Source organism: Mesorhizobium sp. RSR565B, from assembly GCF_054719465.1.
The window spans coordinates 1429221-1455196 of sequence record NZ_JBTTIE010000001.1 but is presented as its reverse complement, the minus strand read 5'-3'; the positions used below and the strand labels follow the sequence as shown (position 1 = coordinate 1455196).

General features: G+C 63.0%; 23 protein-coding genes, 1 pseudogene and 1 riboswitch. Of the genes and pseudogenes, 18 read left to right on the top strand and 6 right to left on the bottom strand.

Features of this window, described 5'->3' with window-relative positions; translation table 11 throughout:
* Positions 1–203: 203 nt before the first annotated feature.
* The 6 genes and pseudogenes from ACYG9R_RS07025 (at position 204) to ACYG9R_RS07000 (ending at position 6867) form a co-directional block, all read left to right on the top strand.
* Positions 204–1373 (top strand): acyl-CoA dehydrogenase family protein, encoded by a 1170-nt coding sequence (locus tag ACYG9R_RS07025; RefSeq protein WP_023681961.1) that lies wholly within the window; start codon positions 204–206, stop codon positions 1371–1373.
* A gap of 31 nt (positions 1374–1404) precedes the next feature.
* Complete coding sequence (locus ACYG9R_RS07020) at positions 1405–2613, top strand: acetyl-CoA C-acetyltransferase (protein ID WP_023669613.1); 1209 nt, start codon at positions 1405–1407, stop codon at positions 2611–2613.
* Positions 2614–2636: 23 nt separating this feature from the next.
* Entirely contained in the window at positions 2637–4856 is a 2220-nt protein-coding gene (locus tag ACYG9R_RS07015) for a 3-hydroxyacyl-CoA dehydrogenase NAD-binding domain-containing protein (protein WP_023823728.1), read from the top strand.
* 41 nt (positions 4857–4897) lie between these two features.
* Positions 4898–5025: pseudogene (locus ACYG9R_RS07010) on the top strand (thioesterase family protein); the annotation flags it as partial.
* A gap of 310 nt (positions 5026–5335) precedes the next feature.
* A complete protein-coding gene (locus tag ACYG9R_RS07005; RefSeq protein ID WP_023823727.1) occupies positions 5336–5986 on the top strand; it encodes a S24 family peptidase in 651 nt (216 codons plus the stop codon).
* An 8-nt stretch (positions 5987–5994) separates the two neighbouring features.
* Positions 5995–6867, top strand: a complete 873-nt coding sequence (locus ACYG9R_RS07000) for a thermonuclease family protein (protein ID WP_023823726.1) — start codon at positions 5995–5997, stop codon at positions 6865–6867.
* Here the strand turns inward: ACYG9R_RS07000 and ACYG9R_RS06995 are convergent.
* Positions 6830–8479: a lysine--tRNA ligase gene (locus ACYG9R_RS06995; protein ID WP_023732412.1), complete on the bottom strand. Its 1650-nt coding sequence runs from the start codon at positions 8477–8479 to the stop codon at positions 6830–6832. The genes ACYG9R_RS07000 and ACYG9R_RS06995 overlap by 38 nt on opposite strands.
* A gap of 156 nt (positions 8480–8635) precedes the next feature.
* On the opposite strand from ACYG9R_RS06995, the gene ACYG9R_RS06990 reads away from it, so the two are divergent.
* Positions 8636–9049 (top strand): tellurite resistance TerB family protein, encoded by a 414-nt coding sequence (locus ACYG9R_RS06990; protein ID WP_023703444.1) that lies wholly within the window; start codon positions 8636–8638, stop codon positions 9047–9049.
* A gap of 60 nt (positions 9050–9109) precedes the next feature.
* On the opposite strand, the gene ACYG9R_RS06985 is transcribed toward ACYG9R_RS06990, so the two are convergent.
* Positions 9110–9925 carry a transporter substrate-binding domain-containing protein gene (locus ACYG9R_RS06985; protein WP_050590359.1) on the bottom strand — a complete coding sequence of 272 codons (816 nt, stop codon included), beginning with the start codon at positions 9923–9925 and terminating at the stop codon, positions 9110–9112.
* Between the two features lie 296 nt (positions 9926–10221).
* On the opposite strand from ACYG9R_RS06985, the gene ACYG9R_RS06980 reads away from it, so the two are divergent.
* Both ACYG9R_RS06980 and ACYG9R_RS06975 read left to right on the top strand, forming a co-directional pair.
* The gene (locus tag ACYG9R_RS06980; protein ID WP_023669621.1) at positions 10222–10953 is read left to right on the top strand and encodes a helix-turn-helix transcriptional regulator; all 732 of its coding nucleotides are present in this window, start codon (positions 10222–10224) and stop codon (positions 10951–10953) included.
* Between the two features lie 275 nt (positions 10954–11228).
* A complete protein-coding gene (locus ACYG9R_RS06975; RefSeq protein WP_023681954.1) occupies positions 11229–11867 on the top strand; it encodes an acyl-homoserine-lactone synthase in 639 nt (212 codons plus the stop codon).
* 201 nt (positions 11868–12068) lie between these two features.
* Here ACYG9R_RS06975 and ppk2 read toward each other — a convergent pair whose 3' ends face one another.
* Complete coding sequence (ppk2, locus tag ACYG9R_RS06970) at positions 12069–12974, bottom strand: polyphosphate kinase 2 (protein ID WP_023703442.1); 906 nt, start codon at positions 12972–12974, stop codon at positions 12069–12071.
* Between the two features lie 102 nt (positions 12975–13076).
* Here ppk2 and ACYG9R_RS06965 point away from each other — a divergent pair, with 102 nt between their 5' ends.
* The 3 genes from ACYG9R_RS06965 to ACYG9R_RS06955 all read left to right on the top strand — a co-directional run bounded on the left by ACYG9R_RS06965 (position 13077) and on the right by ACYG9R_RS06955 (position 16285).
* A complete protein-coding gene (locus tag ACYG9R_RS06965) occupies positions 13077–14345 on the top strand; it encodes an ATP-binding protein (protein WP_023715333.1) in 1269 nt (422 codons plus the stop codon).
* A gap of 114 nt (positions 14346–14459) precedes the next feature.
* The gene (phoU, locus tag ACYG9R_RS06960; RefSeq protein WP_023692535.1) at positions 14460–15182 is read left to right on the top strand and encodes a phosphate signaling complex protein PhoU; all 723 of its coding nucleotides are present in this window, start codon (positions 14460–14462) and stop codon (positions 15180–15182) included.
* A gap of 95 nt (positions 15183–15277) precedes the next feature.
* Positions 15278–16285, top strand: a complete 1008-nt coding sequence (locus ACYG9R_RS06955) for a magnesium and cobalt transport protein CorA (protein WP_023692534.1) — start codon at positions 15278–15280, stop codon at positions 16283–16285.
* A gap of 139 nt (positions 16286–16424) precedes the next feature.
* On the opposite strand, the gene ACYG9R_RS06950 is transcribed toward ACYG9R_RS06955, so the two are convergent.
* Positions 16425–16943: a GcrA family cell cycle regulator gene (locus ACYG9R_RS06950; RefSeq protein WP_023669627.1), complete on the bottom strand. Its 519-nt coding sequence runs from the start codon at positions 16941–16943 to the stop codon at positions 16425–16427.
* 358 nt (positions 16944–17301) lie between these two features.
* Between ACYG9R_RS06950 and ACYG9R_RS06945 the strand changes: the two genes are divergently transcribed.
* From ACYG9R_RS06945 to ACYG9R_RS06935, 3 genes are all read left to right on the top strand, one after another.
* Positions 17302–18501: an aspartate aminotransferase family protein gene (locus ACYG9R_RS06945; RefSeq protein ID WP_023823724.1), complete on the top strand. Its 1200-nt coding sequence runs from the start codon at positions 17302–17304 to the stop codon at positions 18499–18501.
* 18 nt (positions 18502–18519) lie between these two features.
* Complete coding sequence (argF, locus tag ACYG9R_RS06940) at positions 18520–19431, top strand: ornithine carbamoyltransferase (protein ID WP_023669629.1); 912 nt, start codon at positions 18520–18522, stop codon at positions 19429–19431.
* A 108-nt stretch (positions 19432–19539) separates the two neighbouring features.
* Positions 19540–20571, top strand: a complete 1032-nt coding sequence (locus ACYG9R_RS06935) for an Hsp33 family molecular chaperone (RefSeq protein WP_031198187.1) — start codon at positions 19540–19542, stop codon at positions 20569–20571.
* 186 nt (positions 20572–20757) lie between these two features.
* Here the strand turns inward: ACYG9R_RS06935 and apaG are convergent, their stop codons facing one another.
* A complete protein-coding gene (gene apaG, locus ACYG9R_RS06930; protein ID WP_023818784.1) occupies positions 20758–21150 on the bottom strand; it encodes a Co2+/Mg2+ efflux protein ApaG in 393 nt (130 codons plus the stop codon).
* A gap of 223 nt (positions 21151–21373) precedes the next feature.
* Here apaG and ACYG9R_RS06925 point away from each other — a divergent pair, with 223 nt between their 5' ends.
* Positions 21374–22525 (top strand): ceramide glucosyltransferase, encoded by a 1152-nt coding sequence (locus ACYG9R_RS06925; RefSeq protein WP_023681947.1) that lies wholly within the window; start codon positions 21374–21376, stop codon positions 22523–22525.
* An 11-nt stretch (positions 22526–22536) separates the two neighbouring features.
* Here ACYG9R_RS06925 and ACYG9R_RS06920 read toward each other — a convergent pair whose 3' ends face one another.
* Complete coding sequence (locus tag ACYG9R_RS06920) at positions 22537–23727, bottom strand: O-succinylhomoserine sulfhydrylase (protein WP_023669633.1); 1191 nt, start codon at positions 23725–23727, stop codon at positions 22537–22539.
* A 57-nt stretch (positions 23728–23784) separates the two neighbouring features.
* Positions 23785–23862: riboswitch (SAM riboswitch) on the bottom strand.
* A gap of 140 nt (positions 23863–24002) precedes the next feature.
* Here ACYG9R_RS06920 and ACYG9R_RS06915 point away from each other — a divergent pair.
* Both ACYG9R_RS06915 and ACYG9R_RS06910 read left to right on the top strand, forming a co-directional pair.
* A complete protein-coding gene (locus ACYG9R_RS06915; protein ID WP_023823723.1) occupies positions 24003–25097 on the top strand; it encodes a 2'-deoxycytidine 5'-triphosphate deaminase in 1095 nt (364 codons plus the stop codon).
* A gap of 101 nt (positions 25098–25198) precedes the next feature.
* A complete protein-coding gene (locus tag ACYG9R_RS06910; protein ID WP_023823722.1) occupies positions 25199–25969 on the top strand; it encodes an ABC transporter substrate-binding protein in 771 nt (256 codons plus the stop codon).
* Positions 25970–25976: the final 7 nt, after the last annotated feature.

Sequence of the window (25976 nt, the reverse complement as noted above, 5' to 3'; positions counted from 1 at the left end):
GGGGAGGGTGGCCCGAAGGGCCGGGAGGGGTCCTGCGTGCAGTGCGCCGGCTGGTTGGCGCTTTGGTAGGAGATGATCGCAATGCCCCAAACCCGCGTCAATTCCGAAGATAAGGTCGAGCACGTCATCGGCGACCCCACCCGACCGCTTCGCGGCCACCCTCCCCTCAAGGGGGAGGGGGACGTTGGCGCGGGAGAAACGGCATGACAAATCCAGCCGAAGTGCTCTCCTTGCCGAAGCCCGCCTGGGCGGCGGACGAAGTCGGCATGCTCTACGACATGGCGCATCGCTTCATGTCGGAAGAGATCGCGCCGCGCTACGACGAGTTCGAGAAGAACGAGATGGTCGACCGCGAGAGCTGGCGCAAGGCAGGTTCCGCCGGCCTGCTCTGCGCCTCGATGCCGGAGGAATATGGCGGCTCCGGCGGCACCTTCGCGCATGAGAGCGCCATCATCGAGGCGATCGGCCATGTCGGCGTCGACGGTTTCGGCATCGGCCTGCACAATGCGATCGTTGCCCCTTACATCCTTCATTACGGCTCCGAGGAGCAGAAGAAGAAATGGCTGCCGAAGCTGGCAACCGGCGAACTGATCGGCGCCATCGCCATGACCGAGCCGGGCGCCGGCTCCGACCTGCAAGGCGTCAAGACGCGCGCCGAGAAGGACGGCAACCAGTACAAGATCAACGGCTCGAAAACCTTCATCACCAATGGCCAACTGGCCAATTTCATCATCGTCGTCACCAAGACCGATCCGGCCAAAGGCGCCAAGGGCACCTCGCTGATCGTCGTCGAGGCCGACGAGGCCGAAGGCTTCGAACGCGGCCGCAACCTCGACAAGATCGGCCTGAAGGCCAACGACACGTCGGAGCTGTTCTTCAATGATCTGCGCGTGCCGACCTCGAACCTGCTTGGCCACGAAGAGGGACAGGGCTTCATCCAGCTGATGCAGCAATTGCCGCAGGAGCGCCTGCAGATCGGCACCGGCGCGATCGCCATGATCGAGCGCGCGCTTGCTCTGACCATCGACTACGTCAAGGACCGCAAGGCCTTCGGCAAAGCGATCATCGAGTTCCAGAACACCCAGTTCAAGCTCGCCGAACTGAAGACCGAGGCCACCATCGGCCGCGTCTTCTACAATGATTGCGTCACCCGCCACATCAATGGCGGGCTGGATCCGGTGACGGCGTCGATGGCGAAATACTGGCTCTCGGACCTGCAGGGAAAAGTCGTCGACGAATGCCTTCAATTGCATGGCGGCTATGGCTACATGAATGAATATCCGATCGCCCGCATGTTCCGCGACGCCCGCGTCCAGCGCATCTACGGCGGCACCAACGAGATCATGAAATTGCTGATCGGCCGCTCTCTCTGAGAGCGACGTCGGCAAAGCAAGGAGCAAGCAAATGGCTGAAGCTTATGTCTATGACGCCGTGCGCACACCGCGCGGCAAGGGCAAGAAGGATGGCTCGCTGCACGAGGTGCCGGCGGTGCGGCTTGCGGCCAGGACGCTTGAAGCGTTGCGCGACCGCAACGGCCTCGACACTGCAAACGTCGACGACATCATCTTCGGCTGCGTCGATCCGGTCGGCGAAGCCGGCTCCGTCATTCCGCGTGCCGCCGCCTTCGAGGCCGGCTACGATAACAAGGCGCCGGGCATGCAGATCTCGCGCTTCTGCGCCTCAGGCCTCGACGCCATCAATTTCGGCGCCGCCAAGATCGCTCAAGGCGCCGACGAGATCGTCATTGCAGGCGGCGTGGAATCGATGTCGCGCGTCGGCATGGGCGCCTCGGGCGGCGCGTGGTTCATGGACCCGTCCGTCGGCCTGCCCGGCTGGTTCGTGCCGCAAGGCATTTCGGCCGACCTGATCGCCACCAAATACGGTTTTTCGCGCGACGACGTCGATGCCTATGCGGTCGAGAGCCAGAAGCGTGCGGGCAAGGCCTGGGCCGATGGCCGTTTCAAGAACTCCGTCATACCGATCAAGGACCAGAACGGCCTCACCATCCTCGATCATGACGAGCATATGCGGCCGTCGACCGACATGCAGTCGCTGGCCTCGCTCAACCCGTCCTTCGTCATGCCTGGCGAAATGGGCGGCTTCGACGCGGTCGCCGTGCAGAAGCATCCGGAAGTCGAAGAGGTCAACCACGTCCACCATGCCGGCAACTCGTCCGGCATCGTCGATGGTGCGGCCGCCGTACTGCTCGGCTCGAAGAAGGCCGGCAAGACGATGGGCCTGAAGCCACGCGCCCGCATCCGCGCCTTTGCCAACATCGGCTCCGAGCCGGTGCTGATGCTTACCGGTCCGGTCGACGTCACCGAGAAGCTTCTGAAGCGCGCCAAGATGAAGCTGTCGGATATCGACCTGTTCGAGCTCAACGAGGCCTTCGCCTCAGTGGTGCTGCGCTACATGCAGGCATTCGAAATCCCGCACGACAAGATCAACGTCAATGGCGGCGCCATCGCCATGGGCCATCCGCTCGGCGCCACCGGCGCGATGATCCTGGGCACGGTGCTGGACGAGCTCGAGCGCCGCGATTTGAACACCGCTCTGGTGACGCTCTGCATCGGCGCCGGCATGGGCACCGCAACGATTATCGAACGCGTCTGATTTTCGGCCGGAAGGAGAGAGACATGACTTATACAAACTTCACGGTCGACACCGACGCAGACGGCATCGCGCTGGTCACCTGGAACATGCCGGACCGCTCGATGAACGTCTTCACCGAAGAGGTGATGAACGAGCTCGAGAAGATCATCGACCATGTGGTGGCCGACGCCGCCATCAAGGGCGCGGTGATCACCTCGGGAAAGGACAGCTTCTCCGGCGGCGCCGACCTGACCATGCTGCAGAAGATGCTGGCCGTATTTGCCAAGGAGAAGACCAAGGACCCGGAGAAGGCGGCACAGCTTTTGTTCGACAATGCCGGCCGCATGGGTGGCTTGTGGCGCAAGCTCGAAACGTCGGGCAAGCCTTGGGTCTCGGCGATCAACGGCACCTGCATGGGTGGCGCGTTCGAGCTGTCGCTGGCCTGTCATGGCCGCGTTGCCGCTGACTCCGAAAAGGTCAAGATGGCCTTGCCGGAAGTCAAGGTCGGCATCTTCCCCGGCGCCGGTGGCACCCAACGCGTGCCGCGCCTGACCGACCAGCAGCAGGCGTTGCAGATGCTGACCACCGGCCAGACGCTGTCGCCGCAGAAAGCCAAGGCGATGGGGCTGATCCACGAGATCGCCGAACCCGGCAAGCTGATCGAGACCGCCAAGGCGATGATCAGGAACGGCCTGAAAGCCGTCCAGCCCTGGGACGAGAAGGGCTTCAAGCTGCCTGGCGGCCAAATCTATACGCCGGCCGGCTTCAATCTGTGGCCGCCGGCCATCGCCATCCTGCGCCGCGAGACCTACGGCAATTATCCGGCCGCCGCGGCGATCCTGAAATGCGTCTATGAAGGCCTGCTGGTGCCGTTCGACACCGGTCTGCGGATCGAACAGCGCTATTTCACCGAAATCATGCAGTCGAAGGAAGCAGCAGCGATGATCCGCTCGCTGTTCGTCTCGCTGCAGGAGCTCAACAAGGGCGCCCGCCGCCCGGCCGGCGTGCCGGAGACCAAGTTCAAGAAGATCGGTATTCTCGGCGCCGGCTTCATGGGCGCCGGCATCGCCTTTGTCACCGCCAAGGCTGGCATCCCGGTCGTCCTGCTCGACCGCGACATGGCGTCGGCCGAAAAGGGCAAGACGCATTCCGACAGCCTGATCTCCGATCAGGTCAAGAAGGGCCGCGTCAAGCCCGAGGAGAAGGACAGACTTCTGTCGCTGATCACGCCGTCGGCCGACTATGCCGATCTCGCCGGCTGCGATCTGGTGGTCGAGGCGGTGTTCGAGGATTCGGCCGTCAAGAAGGCTGCCACCGAGCAGGCCGAAGCCGTGCTGAAATCGTCGGCGATCTTCGCCTCCAACACCTCGACCATCCCGATCACCGCACTGGCCAAGAATTCGGCGCGGCCGAAGAATTTCGTCGGCATCCACTTCTTCTCGCCGGTCGACAAGATGATGCTGGTCGAGATCATTTTGGGCAAGAAGACCGGCGACAAGGCGCTGGCCACCGCGATCGATTTCGTGCGCGCCATCAAGAAGACGCCGATCGTCGTCAACGACACGCGCGGCTTCTACGTCAACCGCTGCGTGCTGCGCTACATGTCGGAAGCCTACAAGATGCTGATCGAAGGCGTTCCGGCGCCGATGATCGAGAACGCCGCCAAGGCCGCCGGCATGCCGGTCGGCCCCCTGGCCCTGACCGACGAGACGGCGATCGACCTTGCCCAGAAGATCATGAAGCAGACCATCAGGGACCTCGGCGACAAGGCCGTCGACCCCAGGCAGATGGCGTTGATCAACACGCTGGTCGACACCCATGGCCGCTTCGGCCGCAAAAACGGCAAGGGTTTTTACGACTATCCCGCCAAGCCCGCCAGGAAGAAGCTGTGGCCGGGCCTGAAGGATCTCTATCCGCAGCTGGAGGCCGAGAAGGTCGACTATGAGGAACTGCAGCAGCGCCTGCTGGTAACCATTGCGCTGGAAGCGGCCCGGGTGATGGAAGAGGGCATCGTCACCGATCCGCGCGAGGCCGATGTCGGCTCGATCCTCGCCTTCGGTTTCGCGCCATTCACCGGCGGCGCGCTGTCCTATATCGACGGCATCGGCATCGGGGAGTTCGTCAGAATAGCCAAGGGCCTGCAGAAGAAATACGGCGCCGAGTTCAAGGCGCCCAAGCTGCTACTCGACCTGGCGGAGAAGGGCGAGACCTTCTACCAGCGCTTCGATCCCTATGCGAAAGGCGAGGTGCAGAAGGCCGCTTGAGCTAGCGCCCCATGTACGTCTGAGGGCGCCTTGCGCGCATGATGGCCACGGCAAGGCGCGCCGTGACCCTTTACGCGGTCGGCAGCGAAAGTCGGCTGGCTTTTCGCTGCCTGCCGACATCGACTTCAACCTCCATCTCAACAACGCCCGCTACATGATGCTCGCCGACCTCGCGCATGACCCCGAAAATCGGAATCGATTTTCGGAAAGGATCATGCGCCAAATCAAATGCTACTGCGTCCTTGGCGCGTCCAATAGGACGCTTGACCGCTCCGTTCAACCGCGGCCGCCGACCGAGGCCGAGCGGGTTTGCATGACCTCCCACCAAGGATTGCGCAGCCTTGCCAAGGCAGTTTGAGGCATCCATGACGACTTCGCCGCACACAGCTTTTTAGGGGATCGGGCCGCGCGCCGGTGGACAATCGGATGACCACGCGTTAGAAGGAAAAGGTATTTTTTCCTGTTTTGAGGAGAGCGAATTGCTCTCGCATGACCGAGTTTGGGCAGCCATCGACGCTCTCGCCGAGCGCTATTCGTTGTCGGCCTCCGGCCTGGCCCGGCGAGCCGGTCTGGACTCCACCGCTTTCAACAAGTCGAAGCGGCTGTCCTCGGATGGGCGACCGCGCTGGCCCTCGACCGAATCGCTGGCCAAGATCATCGAGGCGACAGGCGCTTCGCTCGACGAATTCACCGGACTGGTCGAAGGCCGTGCCAAGACAGCTTCGGGCTCGTTAGCCCCGCAGCGTTCGGCGGTGCCGCTGCTCGGCTTCGCCCAGGCCGGCGCCGGCGGCTTCTTCGATGATGCCGGCTATCCCTCAGGCCAGGGCTGGGACCTTGTCGAGCTTCCGGCACGGGCGACCGAAACCTCCTATGCGTTGAAGGTGCAGGGCGATTCCATGCTGCCGCTCTACCGCAATGGCGATGTGCTGATCGTCGAGCCGGGCGCCGCTACCCGCAAGGGCGACCGCGTCGTCGTCAAGACCAATGCCGGCGAAGTCATGGCCAAGGTGCTCGACCGCCAGACGACGAAATCGATCGTGCTGATTTCGCTCAACCCCGACCATCCGGACCGCGACATCGCGATGGGCGAGGTCGAATGGGTGGCGCGGATCGTCTGGGCAAGCCAGTAGGTCTCGCGGTGCGTCTGCTTCAAATCCTCATAGCCCTCCTGGCGATCCCGGTGATGGTCGCCATTGTCGTCGCCGGCGGTCGCGCGCTGCATCACGAAAGCACCGCCATCACCGTCGACCAGATCGACCCGGACACCGAGGCCGTGCCCGAGGAGCCGGCGACGTCGGCGGTCCCCGAGGTCCAGCCCGTCAAGCCTCCGATGCACTCGCCTCAGGTGCATTCGAGGGCGATCGATCCCGAGGCCATCGCACCGCCGCCGCTGCCGGTAGAAGAACTTGAACGGGTTGAGCCACGCGCGCCGCTGAGCGACCTGGCGCTGGCCGGACCGCCCAAGCCGCGTGGGCGCAGAGCGGTCGACGACTGGGGAGGAACAAAGCTGTTCCAGCCGGTCGCGGCCGCCGCCGGCCTGATCGAAGCCAATGGTTATTCCGTGACGGTCTCCGGCATCGACATCGTCAGGCAAGACGAGACCTGCACCGAGGGCGGCAAGTCCTGGGCTTGCGGTATCAGGGCGCGCACCGCGTTCCGGTCTTTCCTGCGCGGCCGGGCCGTTGCCTGCAAGGTGCCGCCGGAGGCCGACCGTGCGTTGATCGCCGCCGAATGCCGCATCGGCAAGCTGGATGTCGGCCAGTGGCTGGTCGAAAACGGCTGGGCGCGCGCCACGGCAGGCGGCCCCTATGTCGAAGCGGGCGACAAGGCGCGCGCCGCCAAGAAGGGCGTCTTCGGCGCCGCGCCCGATCTTGGCGGCCTGCCACCGGCGCCAACGCCTGTTGCGGCACCGACGGCGTCGCAACCGATCCTTGATGCCCCGGCGATAGACACGCCGCCGGCCGGGACGGAAATTACGCCGCCAACTGACCAGCCAGCGCCCGCTCAATGAGGGCGCGGGTTTCGGCGATGCCGTAGAGGGCTGCGAACGAACCGAAGCGCGGTCCGCGTTCCTGGCCGATCAGCACCTGGTAGATCATCTGGAAGAAAGCGCCCGAGACACCAGGGCCGCCGTCCGGGCTCTTCTTCGAATGGTCCTGATAGCGTTCGATCTTGCGCGCCACGTTGAGCGAAGCGTTCTGGATCGCTTCGCCGTCGGCGCCGGCCGGCAGGCCAGCAAGCGCGTTGCCAAGCGCTTCCAGCGCCACGCGTTCGACATCGTCGGCCGGCCGGAAGGTCTTCGTCGGCTTCACGAAATCGTCGAAGTAGCGGATGGCGAAACCGACCAGCTGGTCGAGTTCGGGATGCGTCGCCGGCGTCACGCCAGATGCATGGCGCGAGATGAAGCCCCACAGCACATCCTTGTTTTGCGCGTTGGAGGCGCTGACCAGGTTGAGCAGCAGCGAGAACGGCACCGGCATGTCGATGGAAGGCGGCTTGCCGTCATGCATGTGCCAGACCGGATTGCCCAGCCGCTCCTTCCAGTCCTGGCGCGGATAGGCGTTGAGGAAGGTGTAGTACTCGTCGACGGCGCGTGGGATGACGTCGAAATAGAGCTTTTTCGCCTGCCTTGGCCGCTGATACATATAGAGGCCGAGGCTTTCGGTCGGCGCGTAGCGCAGCCATTCGTCGATGGTCAGCCCGTTGCCCTTCGACTTCGAGATCTTCTGGCCGTTCTCGTCCAGGAACAGTTCGTAGACGAAATGCTCGGGCGCGCGCCCGCCGAGAATGTTGCAGATGCGGTCGTAGATCACCGCGTTCGTCTGGTGGTCCTTGCCGAACATTTCGAAATCGACGCCGAGCGCTGCCCAGCGCATGCCGAAATCCGGCTTCCACTGCAGCTTGACCTTCCCGCCGGTCACCGAAAGCGTGGTCTCGGTGCCCTCATCGTCGAAGGTGATGTTGCCGGCCTTGGCGTCGACATGCTTCATCGGCACGTAGAGCACGCGCCCGCTCTTCGGCGAGATCGGCAGGAACGGGCTGTAGGTTGCCTGCCGCTCCGGCCCCAGCGTCGGCAGCATCACCGCCATGATCTGCTCATAGCGCTCGGCGGCGCGCACCAGCATCGCATCGAAGCGGCCGGCCTTGTAGTACTGCGTGGCGCTGGCGAATTCGTAGTCGAAGCCGAACGTGTCGAGGAAGCGGCACAGCATCGCGTTGTTGTGGTCGCCAAAGCTCGGATAGTCGCCGCCGAACGGATTGGGCACCGCCGACAGCGGCATATGCAGATAGGGCTCGAGCGCTGCGCGATCCGGCACATTGTCGGGGATTTTGCGCATGCCGTCCATATCGTCGGAGAAGCAGAGCAGCTTGGTCTTGACCTTGTTCCCGGTCAGCACGTGAAAGGCATGGCGCACCATCGAGGTGCGCGCGACCTCGCCGAACGTGCCGATATGCGGCAGGCCCGACGGGCCGTAGCCGGTCTCGAACAGGACGATCTCCGGGAAGTCGCCGCCCTTGTAGCGCTCGATGATCTTTTTGGCTTCCTCGAACGGCCAGGCCTTGCTTTCGGCGGCTGCCGCAAGCATTTCGGGGTTGAGATCGGCGATGTTTGATCCCGTCATGTCAAAGTTCCAGTCATGGCCGGCTTTCGCGGCTGGTAAGATTTTTCAACCGGGTCTCTAGGCGCGACAGGGCGGAGCGTCAACGATATCAGGCGTTTTCGTTGCGACGGCGCCGTGGCGTCCCTACCTTCGACCCTCACTATCAAGGAGTTTTGAATGCCGTTGCCGTCCACCCATGAAGCCCTGATCTACCTGATGGTCATCACCTCGGCTTCCGATCGCGACATGACCGATATCGAACTGGCGCGCATCGGCGACGTCGTCCGCAGCTGGCCGGTGTTCGAGGATTTCAAGCAGGACAGGCTGATCGCCATTGCGCAGGACTGCCAGAAGATGCTGCATGAAAAGGATGGGTTGGAAGGCGTGCTCGAGCGTGTCGCCGAGATTTTGCCCGAACGGCTGCACGACACCGCCTATGCCGCGGCCTTCGAGGTTGCCGCCGTCGATCTCGAAATGCGCATGGAGGAATTGCGGGTGCTGCAGTTGATCCGGCGTGAGCTCGATCTCGACACGCTGACCGCCGCAGCCATCGCGCGCGGGGCGAAGGCCCGCCTGCGCACGCTGACCTGATCCAGCCCGTAGAGGAAGCTGACCGGGGCCGGATCAGAAAAAGCTGGACCGAGAACCGGATCAGAAGAAACTGACCGGGAAATAGCGCAGGTAGAATTCGGCGAAGGTGCCTTTCACCGATATCTCCTGCAGCGCGTAGTCCATGGCTGCGGCCAGCGCTGGGTCGCTGGCCCGGGTGGCAATGGTCATGCCGGACCCCAGATATTCCGGCGCCAGGTAGGGTCCACCGGCGAAGCGGCAGCAACCGGCGGCGTCCGTGCCGCCCAGCCAGAAGGAAAAGCGCATGCCGTCGCCGAAGGCGGCATCGATCTTGGCGCTCTTCAAGTCGCTGTAGAGGTCTTCCGGCCGTTGAAAGCGGATGATCTGCACGGTGCCGAAATAATCGCGCAGCATCTTTTCATGCGCCGAGCCGGCCAGCACGCCGACCCGCTTCGAGCGCAATTTGTCGAGGATCGGCTCGGCGAAGGCCTTGGTCTTCGGCATGATGAAGCGCGCCGGAAACTGTAGATAGGAGCGCGAAAAGCTGTACTTCGCCCGCGTCTCCGGCGTTGCGGCGATGCCGGCGATGATCGCCTCGCCTTCGCCCTTCTGCAACGCGTCGTCGAGTTCGGCCCAGGGCAGCGCCTGGATCTGGCATTTGTCGGCGATGTCGAGTTCGGCGCAAATCGCCCGCGCCAGGTCGATGTGGAAGCCGGACAATCGGCCCGTGCCGTCGAGAAAATTGAAGGGCGGGAAATCGGTTGTGGTGAGGAACCTGAGCCTCGGCAGCGCCGAAAGGTCCGGTTTCGGCAGCCGCTCCTTGGCATCCCAAAGCACCGGTACCTGCGGTTCCGCTGCCCGCGCAGCGCCGGCAAACGGCTGCACTCCCATCAGCATCGACAGCAAGGCGATGGTTATCCAGCGTGATGTCACAAAAAACTCCGCCCGTCTTGGCCGTTGGCTTGTGATACGAAAACGGCGCAGGCACAATTGTTTTTGATTTCAACGGGCAAATTTCGGGTTATGCTTTGGCGAGGTTGCAAATAGCCGCACAGAGTCGGCCCGGGGTTGGCGGTCGCTGGCGTTAGAGAAGCTAAGGATGTGGCTTTGCAATCCGGGGTTGATGGCTAAGTGCGGGGCAGGCACGTAGCATCGGTCTCAAGAGCGGTAGGCAACATGGGGTAGATGTTGCGATGGGTTATTTTGACCGGACACTTGAATATATTGACCGGGTGCAGCGTGCCGACACGTCGGCTGCGGTGTGCGAGCAGCTACTTAGTGTCACCTCGAATTTCGGATTGACGGCCCTGATAGCCGCAACGGTGCCGCAGCCCGGTACACCAAGCAGCCAGACGAAGGACCATGTGCTGCTCTGCGATTGGCCTAGCGAATGGCTGGAGCGTTACTTATCGCGCAACTACGTCGACCACGATCCGGTCGTCAGCCATTTGAAGCAGTTTCGGGCGCCATTCCAATGGCGCGATGCCGTTCAAAGCATGCCCGCCGACAAGAGCAGCGCCGAGGTGATGCGCGACGCCCGCCAGTTCAAGCTGCGTGACGGCCTCGCCTTCCCGCTGATCACGCTCGAAGGCCAGATCGCGCTGGTCTCGCTGGGCGGTGAGGCGGTCGAACTGTCCGAAGCCGAATTCGCAATGGTCTCGCTGGCCTCCACCTATGCCATCGGCCGCGCCATGCAGCTTCAAACGACGGCCGGCAAATCTATCGATCACATTGAATTGACGCCGCGCGAGCGCGAATGCCTGCAATGGGCGGCGGTCGGAAAATCCGAGTGGGAGATTTCGCAGATCCTCGGCATCTCGGAGCATACCTCTGAGAAACACCTTCTCAACGCCAAGAGCAAACTAGGCGCCGCCAACCGTGTGCAGGCAGTCGCCGAAGCAGTCAGGCACGGCTATATCAGCTAGGCCGGTTCTGGCGGCCCGAAATTTATGGCCGCAGTGTTGGCGTCATATCTTCAGAAAAGACCGGCCCCTGTCGTCCTCTTGAGACGGCTAATGCTTTCTTAACGCCAAAAGCAGACTCGGCGTCGCCAACAGGGTGCACGCCATCGCGGAGGCGTTTAGACGCAGCTATATTAGCCATGTCGGCTGTGGCAGCCTGGAAATCCTTGCCAACACCTTCGCGCAATTTTTTCGGGAAAGCCCGGCCGTATCTTCCTCTTAAGCCCAGGAGACGGCTAATGCTATTTTCCCTTACCACTCAACAACTGATGGAACGTCCCGACCTATGGGAGGCCGTCCATCGCCTGCGTTACAAGGTCTTCGTCGATGAGATGCGGTGGACCGATCTCGATCGCCCGGACGGCCTCGAAATCGATCAATTCGACCATGATGAGGCCGAACACCACCTTGTCATACGCAATGGCGAGCTTGCAGGCTATCATCGGATGCTGCCGACCACACGGCCGCATCTCCTTAGCGATGTGATGCCGGAACTCTGCGAGGGAAAGCGCCCTTCGGGACCGAATGTCTGGGAGCTAACCCGTTACGCGGTGGCGCCAGGCTTTCGCGATGGCAAGCGCGGCGTGTCTACGGTCGGCACCGAACTGATCGCCGGCTTCGTCGAATGGGGCCTTGCTCGCAATGTCGATCAGGTCATTATCGAGGTCGAGCCGGTGTGGGTGCTGCGGACGCTGCAGTTGCACTTCCTGGCGACGCCGCTCGGTTACCAGCGCACCTATGGCAACCAGCAGGTCGTCGCCACACTGCTGACCTTCAACGAGCATACGCTGGATGTCGTGCGTTCGCGCCGCAACCATCACGCCCCGGTGTTGGCCAGGGGCACCCCCCACATGCTCGGCATGCGGCAGGCGTCGTGAGACTGTCTTCACCCGACGCGCTTTAATGCATGTCGCTCAAAGTGGCCCCGGTTTTGAGAGAACGACATGCATGAAACAAAGACCTAAAGCGCGTCGCGTGAATCCGTTCAAATGCGATGCGCTTTAGACAATGGCCACAGAGCCCACCTCCGTGTGGGGGTGGGCTCTGTAATTTCAGCCTCTGCCTATCGAGGCCAGTCTCTACTTCTCAAGAAACGACGGCCCTTCGCCGACGATCTTTTTGTCTTCCTTGCCGATGGCGTCGAGATCGCGCCCATCATAGGGCAGTGACAACAGGATGCGCCGCATGACGGCCAGCCGCGAGCGTCGCTTGTCATTGGCCCGCACGATGATCCAGGGCGCGAACTGTTTGTGCGTGCGCTCGACCATCTGGTCGCGCGCCTTGGTGTAGTCGTCCCATTTGGTGATGCCGGCAATATCGATCGGCGAGAACTTCCAGTTCTTCAGCGGCGACCAGCGGCGGTCGTGAAACCGTTCGAGCTGGGTCTCGCGGCCGATGTTGAGCCAGAATTTGAAGAAATAGATGCCCTCATTGGAGATCATCCGCTCGAAATGCGGCGTCTCGTCGAGGAATTTTGCATGCTGTTCCGGTGTGCAGAAGCCCATCACCGGCTCGACGCCGCCGCGGTTGTACCAGGAGCGATCGAAGGTGACGAATTCGCTTGATGTCGGGAAATGGGCGACGTAGCGCTGGTAGTACCACTGCCCGACCTCGGTCGGGGTCGGCTTGGTCAGCGCCACGTTGCGCGCGGTTCGAGGATTGAGATACTGGCGCAGCACCGAGATGGTGCCGCCCTTGCCGGCGGCATCGCGCCCCTCGAACAGCGACATCACTCTGCTGCCGGTCGCCTGCAGCCAGGCCTGCGCCTTGACCAGTTCGATCTGCAGCCGCTCCAGCGTCTCGTCATACTCCTCGCTCTTCATTTTCTTGTCGTAGGGGTAGTCGCCTGCGGTCAGTTTGTGGTCCTCGATCCAGCTGGGAAGTTCGGGGTTTTCGATGTCGAACTCCCGCTCCTTGCCGTCCACCTTGATCTTCAGCGGCCCCTTTGCCGGCTCTGCGGCGGGACTTTCCTTGGCTTTTTTCATCGAGACGAACCTTTCCAGCTTGCGGACTCATGCTATGGGGGGCCTCAAACCCGGTCCAGCGGAAGTTTCGGCGGGACCGGCGCAGAAGCACGGAAAGCACGAATGGCTGACACCGGGGCAGAGCGGACAACCAGGGGGCAGGCCGTCGCCGGCCGGCTGTGGAACAGCCGATGGCTGCTTGCCGCCGGTGCGATCGCTATCCTGGCCGTTTATGGTTTTGCCGGTATCTCCGCCTATGTCGTCCTGGCTGCGTTGACGGTGCTGCTGGCTGCCGCGCTTCTGCCAACCGGTGGCGCCAGCCGGTCTGCTGAGAAGACCATTGCCACGGTCGAGGCGAGCGGGCTGCAGCGGCTTTCCGGCGAATATCTTGCGGCTGCCGTTGCCGATCCGCTGATCATCTTCGACCGCACCGCCACCATCGTCCACGCCAATGCCGCCGCCTTTGCCGCCTTTGTCGGTATCGCGCCCGGCCTGTCGCTGTCGCTAAAATTCCGCGCGCCGGAAATGCAGGCCTTGCTCGACGGCGTGCTGTCGGGAGCCGTCGCCTCGGATGCCGTCGACTACACCGAGAAGCTGCCGGTGGAACGCGCCTACCGGGTCAGCGCATCCTCGGTCGGCCACGCCACAGATCTCTATGTGCTGGTGTTCAAGGACCAGAGCGAGACGCGCCGCATCGATCGCATGCGCGCTGACTTCATAGCCAATGCCAGCCACGAGCTGCGCACCCCGCTTGCTTCGATCTCGGGCTTCATCGAGACGTTGCGCGGCCCGGCCCGCAACGATCCGGCGGCGCGCGAGCAGTTCCTGCAGATCATGCAGAACCAGACCGGCCGCATGGCGCGCCTCATCGACGATCTCCTGTCGCTGTCGAGGCTTGAAATGAAGCCTTACCTGAGGCCGGGAACCGAGGTCGATCTGCGCCAGACCATCGACAGCGTCATCGATTCACTGGGCCCGCTCGCCAGCGAGAACGGCGTCGTCATCGACCGCGACTACGCCGAGGGGCCGCTCGACGTGCCCGGAGACCGCGACGAGCTGTTCCAGGTGTTCGAGAATCTCTTGGAAAACGCCTGCAAATACGGCCAGCCTGGCGGACGCGTCACAGTGTCGATCGCGCGGGGCGAGGCCGGCCCGGAACCGGGCATCGATGTCACCATCAGGGACTATGGCCCGGGCATCCCGGAAGAGCACATACCGCGCATTACCGAGCGCTTCTATCGCGTCGACGTGGAGAGCAGCCGCACGCAGAAAGGCACCGGTCTTGGCCTGTCCATCGTCAAGCATATTCTGACGCGCCACAACGCCCGGCTTTCGATCAAGTCGGAGGTTGGCAAGGGCGCGGCGTTCACGGTCCATTTGCCGGCAGGCTGAGGCGGTACTATCTGCTAACTGCCTGTTTCTTCTTTCTGTCATCCGGCTAGCGTATCAGCACAGGGTCGAGGAAACGACTCAAAAGGCCAAAGATTTAAGGAAGGCATTTCGCCCATGCAGTCCGTACACATTGTCAGCGCCTATGACGAAGAGCTGAAATACCTGGCGAAGCGCATCGCTGCGATGGGCGGCCATGCCGAGCGCATGGTCGAGCAGGCGATCCAGGCGCTGGTCAATGCCGATCCCGGCCTCGCCCAGAAGGTCATTCGTGACGACATCGTGCTTGACGATGGCCAGCGCGAAATCGACGACAAAGCCATCGTCATCATCGCCAAGCGCCAGCCCATGGCGACGGATCTGCGCGAGATCGTCGGCGCCATCCGCATTTCGGCCGACCTCGAACGGGTCGGTGACCTCGCCAAGAACGTCGCCAAGCGTGTGGTCAGCGTCATTGACGGCCGCCAGCCGACCAGCCTGTTTCGCGGCCTCGAGGCGCTTGCCGAACTCGCTTTGACCCAGCTCAAGGAAGTGCTCGACGTCTATGCCTCGCGCTCGGTCGAGAAAATAGGCTTCGTTCGCGACCGCGACGACCAGATCGACGCCATGTACACCTCGCTGTTTCGCGAGCTTTTGACCTACATGATGGAAGATCCGCGCAACATCACGCCGTGCACGCATCTGCTGTTTTGCGCCAAGAACATCGAGCGCATCGGCGACCACGCCACCAACATTGCCGAGACGATCTACTACATCGTCACCGGCGAGCAGTTGCCGGCCGAGCGTCCAAAGGGCGACAAGACCGACAAGGTTGCCCTTCCGGCGCTGCCGGTGAAGTGATCGCGCTCCCCTCGAACGCTTAATCATATTGCGCTAAACTACCTGGATGTTAGCGTCTCGGTTCCTGGCCAAGGCCAGGCGCTCAGGAGGCTGCGATGGAATATGTCCGAGAGTTCAAGCCGGCGCCGGCATCGTCCGGCATCATCGCGTCGAGCGTCTACACCGCCGGCAAGCGCATCGCCGACATTCCGATCGAAGAAGCCGGCGAATGGGCCAAGAAGTCGGGCCATGTCGTCTGGATCGGGCTGCTCGAACCCGACCGCGAGCTTCTGCTGCGCGTCAAGGCGCAATTCCATTTGCATGAGCTGGCGATTGAAGACGCCGAACATCCGCACCAGCGGCCGAAGATCGAGCAATATGGCGATGCGCTGTTCATCGTTGCCCGCACTGCACAGCTGATCGACGGACGCGTCACCTTCGGCGAGACGCATCTGTTCGTCGGCTCAGGCTATATCGTCAGCGTCAGGCATGGTCCCTCGACCTCATACGCCGCCGTGCGCCAGCACTGGGAAAGCTGTCCGCACTCACTGGCCAAGGGCGAGGATTTCGTCCTCTACGCCATTCTCGACTTCATCGTCGACAACTACATGCCGGTGCTCGAGCAGATCGAGGACGAGGTCGAGGCAATCGAGGACAGGGTGCTTCTGAAGCCGATGACCGGTCCCGACATCGAGCGGCTCTATATGCTGCGCCGCGATCTGTTGCGCCTGCGCAATGCGGCGCTGCCGCTGGTCGAGGTCTGCCGCCGGCTGACCAGCGCCGAACTGCCGCAGATCCATACCGCAATGCATCCGCTGTTTCGCGATGTCACCGACCATATCCGCACCGTGCAGGAAAAGATCGACAGCCTGCGCGAGGTTCTGGCGTTCGCTTTCGAAGCCAGCCTGCTGGTCGGCCAGAGCCAGGAAACCGCGAACACCAAGAAGCTGGCCTCATGGGCGGCGATCCTGGCGGTGCCGACGGCGCTCGCCGGCATTTACGGCATGAATTTCGACGACATGCCGGAACTGAAGATGCAATACGGCTATCCCGTCGTATTGGTCTCGATCGCGCTGATCTGCTCGTTTTTGTATTGGCGATTTCGGAAGAGTGGGTGGCTGTGATGGTAGGCAGTAGGCAGTAGGCAGTAGGCAGTAGGTAGTAGGCAGTAGGCAGTAGGCAGTAGGCAGTAGGCAGAATAAGGTGGCGCCTCACGAGCGCTACCCCATTCCCTACTGCCCAGTCCCCAATCCCTATTCCTAACTACCGGCTCCTGCGCCGCTCTGAAGCCGGCTGGAACGCCACCCTTGCGTGGTACTTGCAGTAAGGTCCGGTTTCAGCCGCCTCGTTGCCGCAGAAGTTGAAGTCTTCCGACAGCGGGTCGCCATTCGGCCATTTGCAGGTGCGCTCGGTGAGATCGGTGAGCTGCAGATGCCGCGAGATCGGCACGACGACGTTTTCGACCGGGCGGATGTAGTGGCGCGCCACTGGCTCGGCGTCGAACTGCGCCTGCAGCGCGTTCGCCCCGATCGACGTCGTGACATGGCGCTGCGTGGTTGCGGCGCGAGGCACCGATTTCTGGATCGAAGATCCCTGCGTTGTCTTCTTCTGACGCGCCGGCGTCGCGGTCGAGCGTCCGCGGCCCGACAGCTTCAGCCGGTGCACCTTGCCGATGACCGCGTTGCGGCTGACCCCGCCGAGTTGTGCGGCGATCTGGCTTGCGCTCAAGCCCTCCGACCACAGTTTCCTGAGAAGTTCGACCCGCTCGTCAGTCCAGTTCATGAGACCGCGCTCCTGCTAAGTGTGCGGCAGCCGGAATCCATTCCCGACCCGGCAATCTTTGCCGGGGCAGACACCACATATATTAGGTGATTAGGTCCGCCGCACGAAATCTAGTTATTTCCGGACTACAATTACCTCATGTGTTGACTCGGTGACAAGAGTCCCAGGTGCAACACGAATCGGTTTTTTAGGTTTTCCCCAACTTGCCCGGTCGCTTATGAGCCGGCGTCTCGTCGGGAGCTTGCCGCGCGCCTCTGCGCGACGTTTTCGTTGACTTCATGGCCGAAAAACACGATAAGCCGCAAAGGCCGCCGCTTTGGCGGCTTTTTTGATTTTTCCGGTACCGGAGACGCATATAATGAGCGGTTCGGCGCTTTACGAGACCTTTGCCCGCGCCCCTTTGGCCTTCGACCATGGCGAAGGCACCTGGCTGGTTACCGACAAGGGCGAGCGATATCTCGATTTCGCTGGCGGCATCGCGGTCAATTCGTTGGGCCACAGCCATCCGCATCTGGTCTCGGCGCTGACCGAACAGGCGGCCAAGCTCTGGCACGTCTCCAATCTCTACGAGATCCCGGGGCAGGCCCGGCTCGGCGAGCGGCTGGCTGACGCCACCTTCGCCGACAAGGTGTTCTTCACCAATTCCGGCGCCGAGGCGCTCGAATGCGCGATCAAGACGGCGCGGCGCTACCAGTTCGTCAAGGGCCATCCCGAGCGCTTCCGGGTCATTACCTTCGAAGGCGCCTTCCACGGCCGCACGCTGGCGACCATCGCCGCCGGCGGCCAGTACAAATATCTCGAAGGGTTCGGCCCCAAGGTCGAAGGCTTCGACCAGGTCGGCTTCGACGACATCGACGCCGCCGAGAAGGCGATCACACCAGAGACCGCCGCGATCCTGATCGAACCGGTACAGGGCGAGGGCGGCATCCGCCCGGTGCCGACGCAATCCTTGAAGCGGCTGCGGCAGCTCTGCGACCAGCATGGCCTGCTGCTGATCTTCGATGAGGTCCAGTGCGGTATCGGTCGCACCGGAAAGCTGTTCGCGCATGAATGGACCGGCGTGACGCCAGACATCATGGCGATTGCCAAGGGCATTGGCGGCGGCTTTCCGATGGGCGCGTGCCTCGCCACCGACGACGCTGTCGTCGGCATGACGGCAGGCGTGCATGGCACCACTTTCGGCGGCAATCCGCTGGCCATGGCGGTCGGCAACGCTGTGCTCGACGTCGTGCTGGAAGACGGCTTCCTCGAAGACGTCCAGCGCAAGGCATTGCTGATGAAGCAGGGCCTGGCGGCGGTCGCCGACGAATTTCCCGATGTCATCGAAGGCATCAGGGGCAGCGGCCTGATGCTTGGCCTGAAATGCGCCATGCCAAACACCAAGGTCAACATGGCGCTGCGCGACCAGCATCTGCTGGCGGTGCCGGCCGGCGACAACGTCATTCGTCTGCTGCCGCCGCTGACCGTCACCGACGCCGAGATCGGCGAAGCGCTCGATCGCATCCGCGCCGCTGCCAAGGGCCTGACCGACGCCATCGCCGCGGCCGCCGCGAAGTAATCCCGAGAACCATTCCCGATGAGCCTTCGCCATTTCACCGATCTTTCCGCCGTTTCCGAAGGCGATCTGCGCCTGATGCTGGACGATGCGGTGGTGCGCAAGGCGCGCCTCAAGGCCGGCGAACGGACCAAACCGCTCGAAGGCAAGGTGCTGGCCATGATCTTCGACAAGCCGTCGACGCGCACGCGCGTGTCCTTCGACGTCGGCATGCGACAGCTCGGCGGCGAGACCATCATGCTGACCGGCACCGAAATGCAGCTCGGCCGCTCCGAGACCATTGCCGACACCGCCAAGGTGCTGTCGCGCTATGTGGACGCCATCATGATCCGCACCACGTCGCATGAGCGGCTGCTCGAGCTGACCGAGAATGCCACGATTCCGGTCATCAACGGGCTGACCGACGACACCCATCCCTGTCAGCTGATGGCCGACATCATGACCTTCGAGGAGCATCGCGGTCCGGTTGCCGGCAAGACCATCGCCTGGACCGGCGACGGCAACAACGTGCTGCATTCGCTGCTCGAAGCTTCGGCGCGGTTCCGCTTCAACCTGAACGTCGCAGTGCCGGAAGGCAGCGAGCCGGCGCAAAAGCACATCGACTGGTCGAAGTCCAATGGCGGCAAGCTGCACTTCACCCGCTCGCCCGAAGAGGCCGTCGACCAAGCCGACTGCATCGTCACCGACTGCTGGGTGTCTATGGGCCAGGAACACCGCGCCCGCGGCCATAATGTCTTCTCGCCCTATCAGGTCAATGCGGCGCTGATGGCCAGGGCCAAGCCCGACGCCCTGTTCATGCACTGCCTGCCGGCGCATCGCGGCGAGGAAGTCACCGACGAGGTCATCGACGGTCCGCATTCGGTGGTCTTCGACGAAGCCGAGAACCGGCTCCACGCCCAGAAGGCGGTTTTGGCCTGGTGTCTGGGCGCTTGATCTCCAGGCGCTTGATCTCCAAGCGCTTGATCCGGGGCGACGCGATGCCTATTTGCGCCCCATCACGCAAATCAAGCGCGTTTGGACGCATGCACCCCTCCGGGCCGCATGGCCGCGCCCTGGAGCTTTGTCATGTTGGAAACGCATCAAGTGACTGAACATCACCCCAAACTCGGCGAGTTCGGCTATGCCGGCGACGATCATGTCGTGCCCTTCGAGGTAGGCCCGCTCGACGTGCGCGGCCGCACCGTGCAGCTCGGGCCGATGCTCGACGCCATCCTCAACCGTCATGACTATCCCGAGCCGGTCGCCCGCCTGCTGGCGGAAGCCTGTGTGCTGACGGTGCTGCTCGGCACCTCGCTCAAATTCGAGGGCAAGTTCATCCTGCAGACCCGCACCGACGGGCCTGTCGACATGCTGGTCGCGGATTTCTCCACGCCCTCGGCATTGCGCGCCTATGCGCGCTTCGATGCCGACCGGCTGGAGGCCCTGGTGGCCGCAGGCCAGACCTCGCAGCAGACGCTGCTGGGCAGCGGCGTTTTGGCGCTGACCATCGACCAGGGGGCGCACACGCAGCGCTATCAGGGCATCGTCCAGCTCGACGGCGAGACGCTGGAAGACGCCGCGCGCACCTATTTCCGCCAGTCGGAGCAGATCCCGACCGACCTCAGGCTGTCGGTGGCCAAGCTGCTGACGCCCGGCCCCGGCGGTGCTCGCGAGCAGTGGCGCGCCGGCGGTATCCTGGCGCAGTTCCTGCCGCAGTCGCCCGAGCGCATGCGCGTGCCCGACATTTCGGGGGGCGACGGCGATCCGCGCGACGTAATGAACGAGCCGGCCGACAATTCTTGGCGCGAGCTGGTGGCGCTGCTCGGCACCATCGAGCCGACCGAGCTGATCGACCCGACCATCGGCGCCGAGCGGCTGCTCTACAGGCTGTTCCACGAACATGGCGTGCGCGTCTTCGGCGGCGTGCCGGTTGCCGACCAATGTTCCTGCTCAAGGGACAAGATACGCGGCATCCTCGAGGGGTTTTCCGCGCAGGAGATCAAGGACAGCACCGAAGATGGCGGCATCCACGTCGCCTGCGAGTTCTGCTCGAAGCAGTACGACTTCGACCCGGCGGAGTTTGCAACTCAGTAGCATCTCTTCCTTCTCCCCGTTCACGGGGAGAAGGTGCCCGAAGGGCGGATGAGGGGCAGCGCGAACTTTGGTGAATGGCCGCGCATAGCCTACGTCATGTGCGTGGAAGATAACCTCATGAGTCCGGCGTCGCCCCTCATTGCACTGCCGGGCATTTCTCCCCGTATAGAGATGGGGAGAAAACCCCTAATTCACCGTCCGCCGCGTCCCCGGCAGATCCAGCGAAAACGCGGGAATAGCGACGTCGAACGTCTCGCCCTTTTTGTTGCGCATGGTGTAGTGGCCGACCATGATGCCGGAGGGCGTCGAGAGCGGGCAGCCTGACGTGTATTGATAGCTGTCGCCCGGATTGAGCTCAGGCTGGTCGCCGACCACGCCGGCGCCGCGCACTTCCTCGATCCGGCCGCTGCCGTCGGTGATGTGCCAGTAACGCGACATAAGCTGCACGAAATCGTCCGACTGGTTGTCGATCGTCACCTGGTAGCCCCAGACATAACGGTTCTCCGCCGGGTCCGAGCGGTCCTCCAGGTAGAACGGTCTGACCTGCACTTCGATGTTGCGCGTGACGGCGCGATACATGGGCTGCTCCGGTTGCGCGGCAAGGAACATTTGTCGCGCTATGCGGTTTGATACGCGCACAACGGCATGTCCTGCCAGCCTCAAAGCGGAGGTGCCGACAAACAATGTCATTTAAGTGACACACATGACAGTGTTGGTGTGCGCAAACCTTGCCGGCGACTCAAGGCCCATCTGTCGACTGACAAAGCAGCCGCGAGCGGCCTTTCCGGAGTGACCAGATCTCATGGAACTAGCTCTCACAGCCGCCTTCGCTTCCTCCGCTTTGCTTCTTTCCAATCTCGCCAGCATCCTGCTTGCTTCGTCGAAACTGCAAGCGCGTCGCCTTATCCCTCCGCCGTCCGACGAGCAGCCACCGGTCTCGATCGTCGTGCCGTCGCGCGGCGTGGAGCCGTTCACACAAGAGACGCTGCAGCGAGCCTTCTCGCTCGACTGGCCGCGCTACGAACTGATCTTCTGCGTCGCTCACGCCGACGATCCCGTCGTCAAACTGATAAACAGGGCGATCGTCCTGTTTCCCAACGTGCCGGCCCGGCTGCTGATCGGCGACGACCGCGTCAGCAGCAACCCGAAGCTCAACAATTGCGTCAAGGGCTGGGAAGCGGCGCGCTATCATTGGGTTATTCTGGCGGATTCCAACGTGCTGATGCCAAGGGATTACGTCCAGCACCTGATGGCGGCCTGGCGGACCAATACCGGGCTTATCTGCTCGACGCCGATCGGCTCTCGGCCGGATGGCTTTTGGGCCGAGGTCGAATGCGCGTTCCTCAACACGCTGCAGGCGCGCTGGCAATATGCCGGCGAGGCGCTCGGTCTCGGCTTTGCCCAAGGCAAGAGCATGCTGTGGAACAAGCCGATGCTCGATACCAGTGGCGGTATCCGCGCGCTGGCCGCCGAGATCGCCGAGGATGCTGCTGCAACCAAGCTGGTCAACGGACTGGGCCTGCGCGTCAATCTCGTTGCCTCGCCTTTCGAGCAACCACTGGGGCAGCGCCGACTTCCCGACATCTGGTCGCGCCAGGCGCGCTGGGCGCGGTTGCGCCGCGTCACTTTCCCGCTGTTTTTCGCACCCGAGATCCTGACCGGCGTCGCCGTGCCGTTGGCGTTGGCGCTGGTGGCGGCCGCAAGTGCCGGCATCAGCCTGCCGGCCACGGTGTTGGCCGTGCTGACGGCGGCCTACATTCCCGAATGCGCGCTGGCCGCGGCCAAGGGCTGGCACCTGTCGCTGCGCATGGTCCCGGCGATGATGGTGCGCGACATGATGCTTCCCGCCATTTGGGCGCGCGGCTGGCTGAGCGGCGCCGTCGACTGGCGCGGCAACATCATGACCATCGGCACCAAGACGGCCGAACTGGAAGAGGTTTCGTCGGGAGCGTGACGCCTCGCGGCCTATCCGGCTGCCTTCAGCGCCTGCGCAACGTCCTCCAGCAGATCGTCCGTATCCTCAAGACCGACCGACAGCCTGAGCGTTCCCGGCCCGATGCCAAGCTCGGCGCGAGCTTCGTCGCTGAGGTTCTTGTGCGTGGTGGTCGCCGGATGGGTGATCAGGCTCTTGGCGTCGCCGAGATTGTTGGAGATCAGCACGATGTCGAGCGCGTTCTGCAAGGCGAAGGCCGCCTGCTTGCCGCCCTTGACGTCGAGGCAGATCAGCGTCGATCCGCCCGTCATCTGCTTCTTGACGATGTCGGCCTGCGGGTGGTCGGCGCGGCCGGGATAGATGACGCGGGCGATTTCCGGCCGTCCTGCCAGGAAATCCGCGATCTTGGCCGCGCTTTCCGTCTGCTGGCGCACCCGAACCGGCAGCGTCTCCAGGCCCTTGAGCAGCGTCCAGGCGTTGAACGGCGACAGGCTCGGGCCGGTGTGGCGGAAATAGTCGTGCAAATTCTCGTCGATCCATTTCTTGTCCGACAGGATGATGCCGCCGAGACAGCGTCCCTGGCCGTCAATGTGCTTGGTCGCGGAGTAGACGACGATATGGGCGCCGAGCTGCAAGGGCTTCTGCTGCAAGGGCGTGGCAAAGACATTGTCGACGATCAGCCTGGCGCCGATCGAGGTGGCGAGCGCCGCCACCGCTGCGATGTCGACCACTTCCAGCGTCGGATTGGTCGGGCTTTCCAGGAAGAACAGTTTCGTGTTCGGCCGCACCGCCTTTTCCCAGTTGGCGATGTCGGTGCCGTCGACCAGCGTTGCCTCGATGCCGTATTTCGGCGCCAGCGTCTCCACCACCCAGCGGCAGGAGCCGAACAGCGCGCGCGCCGCAACGATATGGTCGCCGGCCTTGGCGCTGCACAGGAGCGCTGCCGTCACCGCCGCCATGCCGGACGCCGTGGCGCGCGCATCTTCGGCACCCTCCAGCGCGCACATGCGCTTTTCGAACATGTCGACGGTAGGGTTGGCATAGCGCGAATAGATGAAGCCCGGCTCCTCGCCCTTGAAACGGGCCTCGGCAGCCTGCGCCGTCTCGTAGACATAGCCTTGGGTGAGGTACATCGCTTCGGACGTCTCGCCGAACTGGGAACGCAGCGTTCCCCCGTGCACGAGTGCGGTCTGAGGTTTCCAGTTACGCTTCTTGGTGCTCATCGCTTTTGTTCCAGACACAAAAAAACCGGCCGCGAAAGTCGCAACCGGTCCATATGGCCTTGCGGCCCGACGGTCCTTTAGCGACTTGTTTAACGTGGCTGCAAGCCGACCGGCCAAATCACCACGGGATAACGACCCTTTAGACCTCACCTGCGCTTGCGTCAATTGCCGGCTTCATTAAGAGGTTTGTACCAGGCAGGTTCCGCAATAATATCCAGCGGTTTTGCGGCAAGAACCTGCCACAAAGAGACCGACCTTGGAGCGGAGCCAGCCTTTTGCGGCAGACAGGCATTCTTCCCGATCAGGACATTTCCGCGCTGTTTCAGTCCGGCGCGCTGAAGTCGCCGCGCGCGCTCGATGTCGACCAGGTGCAGCCGGCGAGCCTCGATCTCAGGCTCGGCGACAAGGCTTTTCGCGTGCGCGCCTCCTTCCTGCCGGGTCCCGATCATCTGGTGGCCGACAAGCTTCACCGGCTGAAATTGCACGAATTCAGTCTCGCCGAGGGCGCGGTGCTGGAAACCGGCTGCGTCTACATCGTGCCGCTGCTCGAAAGCCTGGCGCTGCCCGCAGACGTGTCGGCCTCGGCCAACCCGAAAAGCTCGACCGGCCGCCTCGACATCTTCACCCGGGTGATGACCGATCGCGGCCATGAGTTCGACAAGATCGCCCCCGGCTATCACGGGCCGCTTTATCTCGAAGTCAGTCCACGCACCTTCCCGATCGTCGTACGCGCCGGATCGAGGCTGTCGCAGATCCGCTTTCGCACTGGCAACGCGCTGTTGTCGGAGGCAGAACTGAACGAATTGCACCGCGCCGAGATGCTGGTGGCGACCGAGCCGCCCAACATTTCCGGCGGCGGCATTGCGCTGTCGATCGATCTTGACGGCGACCAGAACGGCCTGGTCGGCTATCGCGGCAAGCATCACACCGGCTTGGTCGATGTCGACAAGCGCGCCGCCCAGGATGCCGTCGATTTCTGGGAGCCGCTCTACAAGAGCGGCGCCGGCGAACTGGTGCTCGACCCGGACGAGTTCTACATCCTGGTCAGCCGCGAAGCCGTGCACGTGCCGCCGCTCTACGCCGCCGAGATGACGCCCTTCGATCCGCTGGTTGGCGAATTCCGTGTTCACTATGCCGGCTTCTTCGATCCGGGCTTCGGCCATTCGGCCTCAGGCGGCACCGGCAGCCGGGCGGTGCTCGAAGTGCGCAGCCACGAAGTGCCGTTCATCCTCGACCACGGCCAGATCGTCGGCCGGCTGGTCTACGAACACATGCTGAAGCGGCCGCAGGCGCTTTACGGCACCGATCTCGGCTCGAATTACCAGGCGCAAGGCCTCAAGCTCTCCAAGCATTTCCGCCCCGCCGGCTGAACCTTCGATCACCGTCAGGCAAAATACTTGCCTGCGCTGCCTCACCATGCTTGGCTGCCTTTCGGTGGCCGGCAAGAGAACGGCGCGCAAGGGGAACCAAAATGCAGATTTCAAGATGGATCATATCGGCAGCGGGCGCTGCCATGCTGGTGATATCGGCCGGCTCGCTGGCTGAGGCGCAGGAGAAATTGAAGATCGGCACCGAGGGCGCTTATCCGCCCTTCAACACCATCACCGCGGACGGCAAGATCGAGGGCTTCGACATCGACATTGCCAATGCGCTGTGTGCGCAGATGAAGGTCGAGTGCGAGATCGTCACCCAGGACTGGGACGGCATCATCCCGGCGCTGCAGGCGAAAAAGTTCGACGCCATCATCGCCTCGATGAGCATCACCGAGGAGCGCAAGAAACAGGTCGCCTTCACCGACAAATACTACACGACGCCGCTGGCACTGGTGGCGCCGAAGGACAGCGACCTCACTTCCACCGAACCGGCAGCCCTTGCCGGCAAGACGGTGGGCGCGCAGGCCTCGACCACCCAGGCCGACTATGCGCAGGACGCCTATGGCAAGGCCGGCGCCGAGGCGAAACTCTACCCCACCCAGGAAGAGGCGATCACCGACCTGCAGAACGGCCGTCTCGACGCCGTCATCTCCGACAAGTTCGTGCTGATGGACTGGCTGAAGAAGGCGAGCGAAGGCTGCTGCAAGCTTGTCGGCGACGTCAAGGGCACCGAGACGCAAGCCGGCATCGCTGTCCGCCTGGAAGACACGGCGCTGCGCGACAAGCTGAATGCGGCGATAGACGCCATCGTCGCCGACGGCACTTACAAGAAGATCCAGGCCAAGTATTTCGATTTCGATATTTATTGACTTCCGG

Coding starts and splice junctions, on each gene's coding strand:
- ACYG9R_RS07025 (WP_023681961.1), top strand. CDS start 204: ATGACAAATCCAGCCGAAGTGCTCTCCTTGCCGAAGCCCGCCTGGGCG.
- ACYG9R_RS07020 (WP_023669613.1), top strand. CDS start 1,405: ATGGCTGAAGCTTATGTCTATGACGCCGTGCGCACACCGCGCGGCAAG.
- ACYG9R_RS07015 (WP_023823728.1), top strand. CDS start 2,637: ATGACTTATACAAACTTCACGGTCGACACCGACGCAGACGGCATCGCG.
- ACYG9R_RS06995 (WP_023732412.1), bottom strand. CDS start 8,479: ATGACGGGATCAAACATCGCCGATCTCAACCCCGAAATGCTTGCGGCA.
- ACYG9R_RS06990 (WP_023703444.1), top strand. CDS start 8,636: ATGCCGTTGCCGTCCACCCATGAAGCCCTGATCTACCTGATGGTCATC.
- ACYG9R_RS06985 (WP_050590359.1), bottom strand. CDS start 9,925: ATGCTGATGGGAGTGCAGCCGTTTGCCGGCGCTGCGCGGGCAGCGGAA.
- ACYG9R_RS06980 (WP_023669621.1), top strand. CDS start 10,222: ATGGGTTATTTTGACCGGACACTTGAATATATTGACCGGGTGCAGCGT.
- ACYG9R_RS06975 (WP_023681954.1), top strand. CDS start 11,229: ATGCTATTTTCCCTTACCACTCAACAACTGATGGAACGTCCCGACCTA.
- ppk2 (WP_023703442.1), bottom strand. CDS start 12,974: ATGAAAAAAGCCAAGGAAAGTCCCGCCGCAGAGCCGGCAAAGGGGCCG.
- ACYG9R_RS06965 (WP_023715333.1), top strand. CDS start 13,077: ATGGCTGACACCGGGGCAGAGCGGACAACCAGGGGGCAGGCCGTCGCC.
- phoU (WP_023692535.1), top strand. CDS start 14,460: ATGCAGTCCGTACACATTGTCAGCGCCTATGACGAAGAGCTGAAATAC.
- ACYG9R_RS06955 (WP_023692534.1), top strand. CDS start 15,278: ATGGAATATGTCCGAGAGTTCAAGCCGGCGCCGGCATCGTCCGGCATC.
- ACYG9R_RS06950 (WP_023669627.1), bottom strand. CDS start 16,943: ATGAACTGGACTGACGAGCGGGTCGAACTTCTCAGGAAACTGTGGTCG.
- ACYG9R_RS06945 (WP_023823724.1), top strand. CDS start 17,302: ATGAGCGGTTCGGCGCTTTACGAGACCTTTGCCCGCGCCCCTTTGGCC.
- argF (WP_023669629.1), top strand. CDS start 18,520: ATGAGCCTTCGCCATTTCACCGATCTTTCCGCCGTTTCCGAAGGCGAT.
- ACYG9R_RS06935 (WP_031198187.1), top strand. CDS start 19,540: ATGGCCGCGCCCTGGAGCTTTGTCATGTTGGAAACGCATCAAGTGACT.
- apaG (WP_023818784.1), bottom strand. CDS start 21,150: ATGTATCGCGCCGTCACGCGCAACATCGAAGTGCAGGTCAGACCGTTC.
- ACYG9R_RS06925 (WP_023681947.1), top strand. CDS start 21,374: ATGGAACTAGCTCTCACAGCCGCCTTCGCTTCCTCCGCTTTGCTTCTT.
- ACYG9R_RS06920 (WP_023669633.1), bottom strand. CDS start 23,727: ATGAGCACCAAGAAGCGTAACTGGAAACCTCAGACCGCACTCGTGCAC.
- ACYG9R_RS06910 (WP_023823722.1), top strand. CDS start 25,199: ATGCAGATTTCAAGATGGATCATATCGGCAGCGGGCGCTGCCATGCTG.